Origin of the sequence: Micromonospora endophytica (genome assembly GCF_003236305.1) — a bacterium.
Taxonomy (GTDB): domain Bacteria; phylum Actinomycetota; class Actinomycetes; order Mycobacteriales; family Micromonosporaceae; genus Micromonospora; species Micromonospora endophytica.
This window is the reverse complement of the sequence record NZ_POTX01000185.1, coordinates 1-12,445: the sequence shown is the minus strand read 5'-3', so window position 1 is coordinate 12,445 and position 12,445 is coordinate 1. Positions and strand designations below refer to the sequence as shown.

The 12,445-nt window shown below is 71.4% G+C and carries 14 protein-coding genes; 5 read left to right on the top strand and 9 right to left on the bottom strand.

Annotation, left to right across the window (positions count from 1 at the left end):
* Positions 1-250 precede the first annotated feature (250 nt).
* Positions 251-796, top strand: coding sequence for a GrpB family protein (locus C1I93_RS22405; protein WP_111245267.1), 546 nt, complete (start codon positions 251-253; stop codon positions 794-796).
* A 204-nt stretch (positions 797-1,000) separates the two neighbouring features.
* On the opposite strand, the gene C1I93_RS22400 is transcribed toward C1I93_RS22405, so the two are convergent.
* Together C1I93_RS22400 and C1I93_RS22395 are read right to left on the bottom strand one after the other, a co-directional pair.
* Entirely contained in the window at positions 1,001-1,201 is a 201-nt protein-coding gene (locus C1I93_RS22400; RefSeq protein WP_181445284.1) for a DUF397 domain-containing protein, read from the bottom strand.
* Positions 1,192-1,959: a DUF5753 domain-containing protein gene (locus C1I93_RS22395; protein WP_111245265.1), complete on the bottom strand. Its 768-nt coding sequence runs from the start codon at positions 1,957-1,959 to the stop codon at positions 1,192-1,194. Before C1I93_RS22395 ends, C1I93_RS22400 begins: the two co-directional genes overlap by 10 nt.
* 204 nt (positions 1,960-2,163) lie before the next feature.
* Here C1I93_RS22395 and C1I93_RS22390 point away from each other — a divergent pair, with 204 nt between their 5' ends.
* Together C1I93_RS22390 and C1I93_RS22385 are read left to right on the top strand one after the other, a co-directional pair.
* On the top strand, positions 2,164-2,514 hold the full coding sequence (locus tag C1I93_RS22390) for a hypothetical protein (RefSeq protein ID WP_223256250.1): 351 nt from the start codon (positions 2,164-2,166) through the stop codon (positions 2,512-2,514).
* Positions 2,514-2,753 (top strand): flavin reductase, encoded by a 240-nt coding sequence (locus C1I93_RS22385; RefSeq protein WP_111245264.1) that lies wholly within the window; start codon positions 2,514-2,516, stop codon positions 2,751-2,753. The genes C1I93_RS22390 and C1I93_RS22385 overlap by 1 nt, the downstream gene beginning before the upstream one ends.
* 138 nt (positions 2,754-2,891) lie before the next feature.
* On the opposite strand, the gene C1I93_RS22380 is transcribed toward C1I93_RS22385, so the two are convergent.
* The 6 genes from C1I93_RS22380 to tmk form a co-directional block, all read right to left on the bottom strand.
* Positions 2,892-3,722, bottom strand: coding sequence for a PSP1 domain-containing protein (locus tag C1I93_RS22380; RefSeq protein ID WP_111245263.1), 831 nt, complete (start codon positions 3,720-3,722; stop codon positions 2,892-2,894).
* Between the two features lie 108 nt (positions 3,723-3,830).
* Entirely contained in the window at positions 3,831-4,535 is a 705-nt protein-coding gene (locus tag C1I93_RS22375; protein ID WP_223256249.1) for a hypothetical protein, read from the bottom strand.
* A complete protein-coding gene (locus C1I93_RS22370) occupies positions 4,535-4,840 on the bottom strand; it encodes a hypothetical protein (protein WP_111245262.1) in 306 nt (101 codons plus the stop codon). Before C1I93_RS22370 ends, C1I93_RS22375 begins: the two co-directional genes overlap by 1 nt.
* A gap of 1 nt (position 4,841) precedes the next feature.
* Positions 4,842-5,171 carry a YbaB/EbfC family nucleoid-associated protein gene (locus C1I93_RS22365; protein ID WP_111245261.1) on the bottom strand — a complete coding sequence of 110 codons (330 nt, stop codon included), beginning with the start codon at positions 5,169-5,171 and terminating at the stop codon, positions 4,842-4,844.
* Between the two features lie 132 nt (positions 5,172-5,303).
* On the bottom strand, positions 5,304-6,557 hold the full coding sequence (locus C1I93_RS22360) for a DNA polymerase III subunit delta' (RefSeq protein ID WP_111245268.1): 1,254 nt from the start codon (positions 6,555-6,557) through the stop codon (positions 5,304-5,306).
* Between the two features lie 34 nt (positions 6,558-6,591).
* Positions 6,592-8,652: a dTMP kinase gene (gene tmk, locus C1I93_RS22355; RefSeq protein WP_249412427.1), complete on the bottom strand. Its 2,061-nt coding sequence runs from the start codon at positions 8,650-8,652 to the stop codon at positions 6,592-6,594.
* A 420-nt stretch (positions 8,653-9,072) separates the two neighbouring features.
* Here tmk and C1I93_RS22350 point away from each other — a divergent pair, with 420 nt between their 5' ends.
* Complete coding sequence (locus tag C1I93_RS22350) at positions 9,073-10,281, top strand: amino acid deaminase/aldolase (RefSeq protein WP_111245259.1); 1,209 nt, start codon at positions 9,073-9,075, stop codon at positions 10,279-10,281.
* A gap of 38 nt (positions 10,282-10,319) precedes the next feature.
* Here the strand turns inward: C1I93_RS22350 and C1I93_RS22345 are convergent, their stop codons facing one another.
* Entirely contained in the window at positions 10,320-10,964 is a 645-nt protein-coding gene (locus C1I93_RS22345) for a TetR/AcrR family transcriptional regulator (RefSeq protein ID WP_111245258.1), read from the bottom strand.
* A 235-nt stretch (positions 10,965-11,199) separates the two neighbouring features.
* Here C1I93_RS22345 and C1I93_RS22340 point away from each other — a divergent pair.
* A partial coding sequence (locus C1I93_RS22340) for a D-arabinono-1,4-lactone oxidase (RefSeq protein ID WP_111245257.1) occupies positions 11,200-12,445 on the top strand: 1,246 nt, incomplete at its 3' end.

The window sequence follows — 12,445 nt, the reverse complement described above, 5'->3', positions numbered from 1 at the left end:
GCCCCCGCCCCCGCGATCTTGCACTTTCGGTCGCCAGAATGCCCCTTTATGCACCTTTTGGGGCGACAGAAACTGCATGATCGCGCTCCGACTGCACTGCGGCAATAGATCTTGGACGAATTCGGCCCCTATAGGGGCACTTTCGCAACTAGATCGGCTTCGTGAGCGGCGCGCCCAATGGCGAGCAGGTGACCGGGGAGGGCCGGCAGGAACGTCGAAGGCGCCGACGTGCCGATGACATGATGACGGGATGTCAAGCCCGGTGGATATCGTCGACTACCAGCCTGCTTGGGGCGTGGCCTTCGCCGATCTGGGCGTCACACTGCGCCGAGCCCTCGGCGACGTGGCAGTTCGAATCGACCACATCGGTTCCACCTCAGTACCTGGCCTGGCTGCCAAACCCGTCCTCGACATCCAGATTTCGGTGCTGGCGCTGGAACCGGTCGACGGGTTCCGAGGACCGCTTGCAGGACTGGGTTACGTCTACCGCACCAGCAACCCCGAGCGGACGAAGCGCTATTTCCGGGAGCCGCCGGGCCAGCGGCGGACACATATCCACGTGCGGCAGCTCGGGAGTTTCTCTCAGCAGATTCCGCTGCTGTTCCGGGACTATCTGCGGTCCCACCCCGACGAGGCCGCCGCGTACGCCGCGATGAAGCGCCGATGCGCGCATCGATTCCGCCATGATCGGCAGGCATACGTCGAGGCAAAGGACCCCTTCGTGTGGCAGATCATCCGACACGCCGACGCATGGGCACAGCAGGTCGGTTGGATCCCCGGACCCAGTGATGCCTGACCACGGATCGGCGTAGCGGCGCAGGCGCCGACGAGGAATGCTCATCGGCTAGACCCGGAAGCGAACGGCTCCCGGCATTCGTGGTGCACCCCCGCAGCTGACCTGCGGGGGACGATGGTCGCCCGAGCGGTGATTTCACGGTGAAATCACGCTTGTTCAGGGATGCGCTGCTGGCCGGGCGATCCGGTGGGCGGCGCGAGAGGGTCAGCCTACGGGACCGATCTGCTTTGCCAGACCGACGAAGCCCCGCCAGGCCGCCGGCCCGAAGGTCAACGTGCCACCATCGCGGTCCTTGGTGTCCCGGACCAGGACGACACCCGGGAGGTTGTCAGCCACCTCCACACACGAGCCGCCATTGTTGCCACTCTTCGTGCTCTTGCGCCACTGCGCACCAGTCATGTCCATGATCCCGCCGCTTTCCTGATCAGGTCCAGTGATTGGGGACGAGGTAAGGTTTCGCTCCTGATGCGCTCCCACCTGCCGTTGAGGGTAGCAATGGATGCAGCATCTTTAACGATCTGCGCTGGCCCTTGACTGTCCACATGTGCGACAGCCTCGCCGTCGGGCAGCTCGGCGATGATGAATCCGCCACCGAGGCCGGGGTACATGCCGAGATCGCGCGGGACGATGAGCACCTTGACGCTCGGCAGCTCGGCGCAGGTGGCCAGGCGCTCGCACTGCTCGCGCATCAGCTCGCGGTCACCGTAGGCGGACTGGTGCAGCACCTGCTCGTGGATGACCGCGATCAGCAAGGGCGGACGTTCTCGTCGAAGGATGGCTTGGCGGCTCATGCGGGACGCCACGATGTCGTTCACCTCGGCCGACGTCAGCGCCTCGTCGGCGAGGGTAGCCCGCGCGTATGCCTCAGTCTGGAGCAGGCCCGGCACCCAGCAGTGCTCGAACCAGCAGAGGGCGACAGCCTCGCGCTCCCAGTCGACCCAGGCTCGCAGCCATTCGGGCTCGCTACGTTTCAGAACGTCCGGCCACAGTTCCTCAATGTCCCGCCCTAGGATCGTGGCGAGTTGCGTGCGTCGGCGAGGGCGCGGCACGCGTCCCGGCGTCACCCATCGCGCCGCCGTTTTCGGATCCACTCCCACCTGAGCTGCCAGGCTTTCGGCTGTCTCACCAGCCTCCACCATGGCCGCCCTAAGTGCATGATTCATCCCCACCTCCCGAGCGAACGTTCCGAACGCCTCTTGAGAGTAAATGAACGTCGTGTACTGGTCCGATCACCCAGGGCAATGTGTCTTGCATAGCGGTGCGCTTGGTGGGTCCAGGAAGCGGCTGGAGGCCCGGTAGGTGTGCTTGCTGGGGCCGCCCCACTTCCCCCGTCGGGGCGGCCCCGTCCAGCGAGAAAGGAGGAGCGGATGACGCAGCGGCCAACAAATGGGGTCCCGGCCTCCCGCTGGCGACCGCGGATCGTCGCCAGGCCACTGCCGCCCCGAAGCGACGGTACGCCCCGGATTGCGCCCGGCGTCTACCTACTGGATCGGGCCGCCTCGCCGCAGTTCGGGCGTACTCCGATCGTGGTCCGGGTGGTGCGGGAGCTGGATCGGCCCACCTATCACGGCTGGACGTGGATCGACTGCTACCAGCTCGATCAGCATGGCGACGCGGTCGACAAGCGACAGCTTTTCGTGATGCCGGAGGGGGTCAAGCCGGTCGACGTCCCGCATGTCCCGTACGCGGCGCGGCGGCGAGGGAACGGGGTCCGGTGATGGCCCGGTTCCTGCCGCACGAGGCGATGCGCCCGCTCTGGCGGTGCCGCAACTGCGGTGCGGACTGGCCTTGCCAGCCGGCGAAGTTGGCGCTGCTGAGCAGGTACCGCGCCGACCGGAAGGGCCTGCTGATCTACCTGGCTTCGCTGCTGGAGGAGGCCCGGGGTCAACTCGCCCAGCTCGATCCCGCGGCGGATCTGAGGAGCCGGTTCCTGGACTGGGCGAGAGCCCGCCACTGACCAGCAGCGGGCACCAGCAGGCCGCAAGCCGCCCCAGCAACGCCGCGAGGCACCCGGCAGCGCCGCGAGGCACCCCAGCAACGCCGCGAGCCGCCCCAGCAACGCCGCGAGGCACCCCGGCAACGCCGGGAGCCGACGTCAGTCGCGGCCTTCGTAGGCGCGGCGGGAGCCGCAGACGTCGGCGCGGGAACACATGGAGCGGGAGCCGTCGGCGTCCATGCGGACGGTGACCGTGTCCCTTGGGACGCTGTGGCCGACCACGCGGCCCTCCCCTTCCGGCGTGCTGACGCGGGCACCGATCGCCGGGGCGGACTCCTGGAACTTTTGGTACAGCGGGTGCTCGTATTTGAGGCAGCACATCAGCCGGCCGCAGGCACCGGAGATGCGCAGCGGGTTGAGCGGCAGATCCTGGTCCTTGGCCATCCGGATGGTGACCGGTTCGAAGTCGTTGAGGAAGGTGGCGCAGCAGAGGTCACGCCCGCAGGAGCCGATGCCGCCCTGCACCCGGGCCGAGTCCCGGGCCGAGAGTTGCCGCAGCTCCACCCGGCAGTGCAGGGTCGCGCCGAGATCGCGGACCAGGGAGCGGAAATCCACCCGGTGCGGGGCGGTGAAATAGATGGTGCTGCGCTCGCCGCCCTCGCCTCCGCCGAGCACGTGATCGACAGCCACCACCCGCATCGGCAGTCCGTGCTCGCGGATGAGCCGCTTGGCCGCGATCTTCGCCTCGGCCTTGCGTCGCCGTAGGGCCTCGTCCCGACGCAGGTCCTCGTCCTGCGCCAGCCCGGCCAGCCGGGGAAATCCGTCGGTTTCCTCAGTCACCCACTGCGCGGCCCAGACACACTCCGCCACCTCGGGACCGTCGTCGGTGGGGACCAGCACCTTGTCGCCCACCTGCGGACGCAGCTCGCCCGGGTCGAGGTAGTAGAGGCGCCCGTACCGCTGGAAGCTGACCGCACAGAGCATGCCCATGCCTTCACCCTACGACGTCGCGCGGCAGTCCCGCCGCTCGCGCGGTCGCCCGACCAACCCGGGCAACCATCCACGGCTGTCGACCAGGCCACACCGGCCGCACCCGGATCACCAGCCGATGCGGGTGGTCCGGCTGCCGGGCGGGGGGCCGCCGCTGTCCGGTCGGAGTCGATTGTGCTCCGGACGCCAGGGGGATTCAGCCAGACTCGGTCCCCACTGCCGCAGCAGGGTCTCCGCGCCGTCGTACGCCACGCAGAGCACGGCCAGCACCCGGGCCGCGATCTCGGCGGCAGCGGCGCTGCCCGGTGACGACGGCCCGGAGTGTGACGGCACCCGGCTCAGCGAGGTGGTCGCGACCACCGCCACCGCCTCGGCCGACCCGATAACGTCGGCCAGGGCCCGGGCCACGGCGAGCCGGCTGCCCTCCACCCAGTCGGCGAGCGCGTCGGCGTAACCGGCGGTCGCCTCCAGCCGCCCGACCAGGCTCTCCGGCCCCTCGTCGAGGTGCCGCAACAGCATCGCCCGGGACTGGCCGTACGCGGCGGCGGCCGACCCGGACCAGAGCAGCGGATCGGTGAGTGCGGCACAGGCGTGGTCGTACCCGTGGACGTGTCGGCGCACCGCGTGCCCGGCACCAGCCAGCGGTGCCGGACGCAGGTCGAGGAAGCTGTGCAGGGCGTCGCCGGGCAGCACCTGCATCCGGCGCAGCAGTGGCCAGACCCGGTGCCCCTCGGGCGCGCCCCCGGCGAGCAGGGTGTCGACCCGGCGCAGCAGGTCGAGCCCGGGCTCGGCGAGGCGGTCCAGGGCGTCCATCATCCCTCCCCGACCGCGCGGCGGGCGGCGACGGAGTCGGTGTCGGCGTACCGGTTGGCGGCCTGGCGCAGCGCGTCGGCAGTGGCGGCCAGTCCGGTGGCGGCGGCGTGCGCCTCGCGGGCCCGGTCGCCGGTCGCGGCCATCCACTGCCGGTGCAGCGCCCGCCCGATCTCACCCGGCCGCCCGGGAGCGTCGGTGCCGAACGCCGCCTGCGCCGGATCGGTGGCGGCGAGCGCGCGGGAAAGCGCGCTCAGGGTGGCGCTCGCCTCGTCGAGCCGGGCGGCCAGGTCCCGGAGGCTGTCCATGTCACGCCCCCGTCAATGGTCGGTAGGCGGTGAAGGTCTCGTTGTGCAGTTTCTCCCTGGCCCACTGCGCGGCATCGGCGGCGGCGGCCACCGCGGCCCGCACCGAACCGGCCACGTCGCGTGGTGCCCGGTTGTGCAGCGGGCCGAGGAACCGCACGTCGGTGATCCGGCCGTCGGCGGTCACCACCACCTCGACCAGGCCGTCCGGTGATCGGACGGTGACCTCGACCGTCGCCACGGCCCGGTCGAACTCGGCCTGGAGAGACTCGATCCGGCGGTAGCGCCGGACCGCCTCCTCGATCCACGCCTCGTCGATCTCACCCCGTGGCATCGGCGGACCTCCCCCAGCTGTGCTCACTTTCCGTGCCGCCACCGTCACCACGGCACACCGGACCGTACCGCACGCGAATTGCGCCTGTCGATGCCTGTGGATAACGGTCCGAACAGTAACGGCGGTACCGGGTCAGCCCTTCCAGAGGGCGAGCATCATCGCCTCCACGGCGATCCGGGGCTTGACATTCGTCTCGATCGCGGTCCGGCAGGCGAGCACCGCCTCCAGCCGCCGCAACGCCCCCTCCGCCTGCCAGGAGCGGGCACCCGCGCCGGCCAGTTCGGCGGTGTCGGTGTGCACCGGCGCCACCGGCGCACCCATGGCCATGGTCAACGCGTCGCGGTAGAACGCGGCCAGGTCGACCAGGGCCCGGTCGAGCGCGTCCCGCTGGGCCCGGGTGGCCCGCGACTTCTGACGTCGTTCCAGGTCCTTCAACTGGCCGGCGGCACCCCGGGCGGCTCCGGCCGCGCCCCGGCCGGTGCCACCCGCACCGAGCGCGGTCTCCAGCGCCGACCGTTCCGCCGCATCGACCTCCACCACCGACGCCTCGGCCTCCGCCTCGGCCGCCTCGATCAGGGCGGACGCCGCGTCGAAGGCGGCGCCGACGCTCGTCAGCCGGCGCGGCACCGCGAGCACCGCCTCCCGCCGGGCCCGAGCCTGCGGGTCGCCGGCCAGCCGCCGGGCCCGTCCCACGTGGCCCTGGGTGGCCGCCGCCGCCCACCGCGCCACGTCGGGCGCGATGCCGTCGCGCCGGACCAGCACCTCGGCCACCGCGTCGGGCGGCGGCTGCCGCAGCGGTACGACTCGACAGCGCGACCGGATGGTCACCGAGATGTCGTCCGGGTGGGTGGACGGGGCGCAGAGCAGGAAGACGGTCCGTGGTGGCGGCTCTTCCACCGCCTTGAGCAGCGCGTTTCCGGCCGCCTCGGTGAGCCGGTCGGCATCCTCGATGATCACGATCTGCCAGCGCCCGCCGGACGGGGTGCTGGCCGCGCGGAGCACCAGCGCCCGCATCTCGTTGACCCCGATGGAGAGCCCCTCGGGCACCACCAGCCGCACGTCAGCGTGGGTGCCGGCGATGGTGGTGTGGCAGCCGGGGCAGTGTCCGCAGCCGGTGCCGTGTGCACACTGCAACGCGGCGGCGAAGGCCCGCGCCGCGACCGAGCGGCCGGAACCGGGCGGGCCGGTGAAGATCCAGGCGTGGGTCATCCCCGCCCCCGGATCCGCCCCGGCGGCAGCGTCCGGATCCGGTTCCGGGTCGGCTGCCGGGTCGGGCTCGTCGAGGTGGCCGGCGGCGCGCAGCAGGGCGGCGGCAGACGCGGCGGCCCGGCGCAGCGTACGCACCGCCTCGTCCTGCCCCACCAGGTCGGCGAAGGCGTCCGTCATCAGCTCCACTCCGCCCGTCAGCTCAGCCCGGTCGTCAAGTCCGCTCCGTCGTCACCAGCTCCGATGGGGATAACCGAGGCTGCACCGAGGTGTCCGGGCCGTTCGCCGGCCCCGGGTGGTCGATCCCACCTGTGGCGTCGAGCAGCTCCGCCACCCGGCGGGCGACCTGCTCGGCGATCTCCTCCGCCGGGCGGGCGGCGTCGAGCACCAGGTAACGCTTGGGGTCGGCGGCGGCCAGGTCGAGGAAGGCGTACCGGACCCGCTCGTGGAAGGCGAGCGACTCGGCTTCCAGCCGGTCGGCGGCCTGGCTGCGGGCGGCGGCCCGGGACAGCCCGGCCTGTGGGTCGATGTCCAGGAGCACCACCAGGTCGGGCTTGAGCCCACCGGTGGCCCAGGAGGAGAGCCAGGAGACCTCCTCGACCGGCAGCGTACGGCCGGCACCCTGGTAGGCCAGGGACGAGTCGACGTACCTGTCGCTGACCACGACGGCACCACGGACCAGGGCGGGCCGGACCACCGTTGCCACGTGGTGGGCCCGGTCGGCGGCGTAGAGCAGCGCCTCGGCGCGGGGCGAGGGTGCCTCGTCGACGGCGGTGTCGAGCACCAGCGAGCGGATCCGTTCGCCGATGCCGGTGGCACCCGGCTCCCGGGTCACCACCACGTCCCGGCCCTCGTCCCGCATCCGCTCGGCGAGCGTGGCGAGCTGGGTCGACTTGCCGGCGCCCTCGCCGCCCTCGAAGACCACGAAGAGCCCGGCGGAGACGAACGGCTCGGCCGGCATCAGCGGGCGGCCCCGGATCGAGCCCCAGAGGTCGGCCAGGACCGGGACGCCCTTCTTGTCGTCCATCTGGCCGAACGCGCTGATGCCCGCGAAGATCCCGGCCGCACCGGCGGCGAGCAGCAGCAGACGGGTGGCGGAGATCGAGATGCCCAGGTCGGCGATCTCCAGGGTCCGGGAGCCGCCGACCCCGGCGAGCAGGCTGCCCAGCGCGATCGCCAGGATCAGCACCAGCCGGGTGCCGATCTGCACCACGGCGAAGACCCGGCCGCGTACCTCGTCGGCGACCTCGCCGCCGAGCAGGGTGGTGCCGGAGAGGAAGGCCATGCCGGCGCCGGCACCCACCAGGATCGCGCCGACAAGCGCCATGGACAGGTGGAAGGCGAAGGCGAGGGTCATCACCGAGGCGCTGGCCAGCACGATGCTCATGCCGAACCAGCGACGCCGGGACATGTCCCGGACGATCATCGGGCCGAGCCCGATGCCGATCGCCAGGCCCAGGAAGATCGCGCCGAAGAGCAGATAGAACGCGGCGTCACCGGCGCCGAGCGAGTTGGCGAAGAACCGGGCGGTGCCGATCACGATGCCGCCGCCGGCGAAGGCGCCCAGGATGCCCAGGACCAGGCCGCGCACCAGCGGGGTCTGTGCGATGAACCGCCAGCCCTCGGCGAACTGGCGCAGCATGCTCTGCTCGGTGCGCTCCCCCTCGGCGGTCTGCCCCTGGCTGATCTCCTTGATGCCGAACGCCACCACCAGGGCGATGGCGAGCCGGGAGAAGGCGTTGAACCAGAGCGCGAGCTGGGCCGGCTCGGCCCAGGCGGGCATCTCGCCGCCGGTGGCACCCCGGACGATGCCGTCGCCCGAGGCGAGCAGGATCGCGGCGGCGATCGGGGTCAGGCCGTACGTGGTGATCAGGGTGAGCTGGTTCGCCGTCTCCAGCCGGGCCCGGGGGATGAGGTTGGGTACCGCCGCTTCCTTGGCCGGGATCCAGAGCAGGGTGACCGTCTCGATCAGGAAGGTGGCGATGGCCGCCCAGCTGACCACCCGGGCGCCGCTGGCACCGGTGAGCGCGTACAGCGGGATGGAGGCGAACAGCACGAACCGCAGCAGGTCGCAGATGACCATCGTCCAGCGCCTGTCGAACCGGTCGGCGAGCACTCCGGCGACCGGGCCGAGCAGCAGGGCGGGCAGCAGCCGGATGGCGATCACGCCTCCGAAGGCCGCGCCCTTGGCCGTGCTGCCCTCCACCTGGGCGGCGGCGAAGACGCTCGTGGCGAGCAGGCCGAGCCAGTCGCCGAAGGAGGCCGCGCCGAGCACGATCCAGAGCCGGCGGAACGGCCGGATCCGCAGCACCGAGCGGATCGCCGGGTAACCGGAGAGGTCGGCCTGAGCGGTGGTCGGGCTACCGGCCGTGCCGCCGGGGCGGCCTGCGGCTTCCGTCGACCGCGGCGTGCCGGGGCGACCCGCGGTGCCGGCGGACTGGTCAGCTGTGCCGGCGGGTTGGTCGGCGGACGGCGACACGCCGGACGACTCGCCGTTGAACTGGCTTTCGATGGCCGTACCTCCACGTGCCGGCCCATCGCTGGGCACCCCCGGTGGAACACTCTAGCCCTGACGGGGCTGTCAACCCGTCATGCATCTCCTGCTCGTCGCAGCCTAGGCCGCCGATGCCAGCGCGCATCGGCCGACAGATGCGAGGGTATTTCGCATTCACCGTTTCACAGTTAGCGTGCAGACGTGGCCACCGACAGCGAGAACCTGCGCCACCGGCTGGACCGGGCAACCGCGCATCTCGATCCGCCGTACGCGGTGGTCGACCTCACCGCCTTCGACACGAACGCCGCCGCGCTCGTCGCCCGAGCCGCCGGCAAACCGTTACGCGTCGCCAGCAAGTCGATCCGCAGCCGGGAGCTGATCACCCGCGCCCTGGCCCGGCCCGGCTGGCACGGGGTGCTGGCGTTCACCCTGGCCGAGGCGATCTGGCTGGTACGCACCGGCGTCACCAGCGACGTGGTGGTGGCGTACCCCACCGTCGACCGGCAGGCGCTGGCCACTCTGGCGACCGACCCGGCCCTCGCCACGGGCATCACCCTGATGATCGACGACCCCGAGCAGCTCGACCTCTGTGACGCGGTCTGCCCACCCGAGCAGCGCGGCGAGCTGCGGGTCTGCCTCGACCTGGACGCGTCCTGGCGACTGTTGAGCGGACGGGTGCACGTCGGGGTACGCCGGTCACCGGTGCACACCGCCCGAGCAGCCGGCCGGTTGGCCGCCACCGTCGCCGCCCGGCCGGGATTCCGGCTGGTCGGGCTGATGTCGTACGAGGCACAGATCGCCGGCCTGGGCGACGCGCCGCCCGGGCGGGCGATGCTCGGCGCCGCGATCAGGCTGGCCCAACGCGGCTCGTACCGTGAGCTGCGGGCCCGCCGAGGTGCGGCGGTGGCCGCCGTACGCGAGCACGCCGAGCTGGAGTTCGTCAACGGCGGCGGCACCGGCAGCGTGGCCGTGACCAGCGCCGATCCCGCGGTCACCGAGGTCACCGCGGGATCGGGCCTGTACGGGCCGACGCTGTTCGACGGCTACCGCAGCTGGCGCCCGACCCCGGCGGCGTTCTTCGCCTGCCCGGTGGTACGCCGACCGGCACCCGGGCTGGCCACCGTGCTCGGCGGCGGATGGATCGCCTCCGGTCCGGCCGCCGGCAGCCGGTTGCCGCGGCCATGGTTGCCGGCCGGGCTGGACCTGATCGGCGCCGAAGGAGCCGGCGAGGTGCAGACCCCGCTGCGCGGTGCGGCGGTCTCCACCCTGAACATCGGCGACCGCGTCTGGTTCCGCCACGCCAAGTCGGGGGAGCTGTGCGAACACGTCAACGAACTGCACCTGGTGGAGGGCGAGGAGGTGGTGGCCACCGTGCCGACCTACCGGGGCGAGGGCCGGGCCTTCCTCTGAACAGCGGGAGAACCGACTCCGGCCGCCCCCGGCGCGGCTCAGGCGGACCTGGCCCCCGCCTCCGCGGAGTCGACGATCTGGTCGTCGGCCGGCTTGGCAGGCTGCCCGACCGGCCGCTTGCCGACCTCGCCCCGGGCATCCACCTGACGGTGCAGGTAGTCGCGGATCAACGCCTTGGCCTCGACCAACACCCGCTCGTTCCCCTCCGACGTGCGGCGGAACGCGAGCTTGATCAGCGCGTCGGCCACCTCCACCGCGATCTCCAGGTGGAAGCGCAGGTCAGGAACATCGGACAGGCCGAACCGCTCGCTGAGCACCCGGGCCAACTGGTCGGCGATGACGCCGTTGTTGTCCCGCTGCTCATCGAGCAGATGCAGGTCGACCACGTCACCGAAGTGCAGGGTACGGAATCCGGGAACGGTGCGATGCATCGTGATGTACTCGTCGATGCCCGCGTCGACCCCGTCCCACCAGTGGGTCAGATCGTCCGAAGAGAAGCGCTCGTCGAGCCGCTGGAGGTAGGACTCCATCGTGCGCAGGGTCAGCGCCTGCACGATCGCCCGCTTGTCCGGAAAGAACTGGTAGACCGACCCGATCGCCACCTCGGCCCGCTCGGCGAGCAGGGTGGTGGTCAGCCCCTCGTACCCCACCTCGTCGACGAGTTCGGCGCAGGCGTCCAGCATCCGCTGGACCCGCGCGACACTACGACCTTGCACTGGCACCCGACGCAGTGGCCCGGTCGTGGCGGCTGAAGTGGACACTCGCCACCCCCTTCTCGACGGATGAACATATCTCCTAGTCACTACTGCGTGACTACCGGTACAACGAGCGGACCTCTATTGCGGTGCTCTATCGCGGCGTTTACCAGGGACAACGTTCCTGGTATGAAATTAGTTCATAATATTTCGAGGAGTACCGATGGCTGGAACCGCGCCCGCCGATGCCACCGCCTGGTCCAACTGGGCCGGCAACCAACACGCTGTCGCGACAGCTGTGCTGCGACCCTCCTCCGTCGCCGAGGTGGTGGCAGAGGTCCGGTCGGCCGCGGAGGCCGGCGAGCGGATCCGCCCGGTCGGCAGCGGCCACTCCTTCACCCCCGTCGCGGTCAGCGACGGGCGGCGGATGGACCTCACCAGACTCGCCATCGACGCACAGGTGGACGTCGATAGACGCCTGGTCACCGTACCGTCCGGAATGACCCTGCGGCAGCTCAATGTCCTACTTGCCAGTCACCACCTGGCGTTGCCCAACCTCGGCGACATCGACGCCCAGACCGTGGCCGGCGCGATCTCCACCGGCACCCACGGCACCGGCGCGGCCCACGGTGGCCTTGCCACGTTCGTCGAGGCGCTGACCCTGGTCACCGGCACCGGAGAGGTGCTCCGCTGCTCCACAGTAGAACATCCGGACGTGTTCGACGCGGCCCGGGTCTCCCTCGGCGCGCTCGGCATCCTGGTCGACGTCACCCTGCGCTGTGTGGACGCCTTCGTGCTCCGGGCCCACGAACGCCCCGCCGCGCTGGACACCGTGCTGGCCGACCTGCCCGACCTGGTCGCCGCCCACGACCACGTCGAATTCTTCTGGTTCCCGTACACCGACCGGGTGCAGCTCAAGAGCAACGACCGGGTGGCTGCCGACGACGCTCCACTGCCCCGCTGGCGCAGCTGGCTGGACGACGACTTCCTGGCCAACACCGTCTTCGCCGGAGCCTGCCGACTCGGCCGCGCCGTGCCGGCCCTGGCGCCGCGGATCAGCGCCGTCTCCGCGCGGGCACTCAGCGAACGCGTCTACACCGGCCGCTCCGACGCGGTCTTCTGCAGCCCGCGCCGGGTCCGTTTCCTGGAGATGGAGTACGCGCTACCGCGCGACACCCTGCCCGAGGCGCTCGACGCACTGCGCCGGATCATCGACCGGCTGCCGTTCAAGGTCCTCTTCCCGGTCGAGGTGCGGTTCACCGCCGCCGACCAGATCTGGCTGTCCCACTCGTACGGGCGCGACTCGGCGTACGTCGCCCTGCACCAGTACATCGGCATGCCGTACGAGCCGTACTTCCGCGCCTTCGAGGAGGTGGCGACCGAGTTGGGCGGCCGCCCACACTGGGGCAAACTGCACTGGCGGGACGCCGCCTCCCTGGCCCCCGCCTACCCCCGCTGGCACGACTTCC

Coding starts and splice junctions, on each gene's coding strand:
- C1I93_RS22405 (WP_111245267.1), top strand. CDS start 251: ATGTCAAGCCCGGTGGATATCGTCGACTACCAGCCTGCTTGGGGCGTG.
- C1I93_RS22400 (WP_181445284.1), bottom strand. CDS start 1,201: ATGGACATGACTGGTGCGCAGTGGCGCAAGAGCACGAAGAGTGGCAAC.
- C1I93_RS22395 (WP_111245265.1), bottom strand. CDS start 1,959: ATGAATCATGCACTTAGGGCGGCCATGGTGGAGGCTGGTGAGACAGCC.
- C1I93_RS22390 (WP_223256250.1), top strand. CDS start 2,164: ATGACGCAGCGGCCAACAAATGGGGTCCCGGCCTCCCGCTGGCGACCG.
- C1I93_RS22385 (WP_111245264.1), top strand. CDS start 2,514: ATGGCCCGGTTCCTGCCGCACGAGGCGATGCGCCCGCTCTGGCGGTGC.
- C1I93_RS22380 (WP_111245263.1), bottom strand. CDS start 3,722: ATGGGCATGCTCTGTGCGGTCAGCTTCCAGCGGTACGGGCGCCTCTAC.
- C1I93_RS22375 (WP_223256249.1), bottom strand. CDS start 4,535: ATGGACGCCCTGGACCGCCTCGCCGAGCCCGGGCTCGACCTGCTGCGC.
- C1I93_RS22370 (WP_111245262.1), bottom strand. CDS start 4,840: ATGGACAGCCTCCGGGACCTGGCCGCCCGGCTCGACGAGGCGAGCGCC.
- C1I93_RS22365 (WP_111245261.1), bottom strand. CDS start 5,171: ATGCCACGGGGTGAGATCGACGAGGCGTGGATCGAGGAGGCGGTCCGG.
- C1I93_RS22360 (WP_111245268.1), bottom strand. CDS start 6,557: ATGACGGACGCCTTCGCCGACCTGGTGGGGCAGGACGAGGCGGTGCGT.
- C1I93_RS22345 (WP_111245258.1), bottom strand. CDS start 10,964: ATGCTGGACGCCTGCGCCGAACTCGTCGACGAGGTGGGGTACGAGGGG.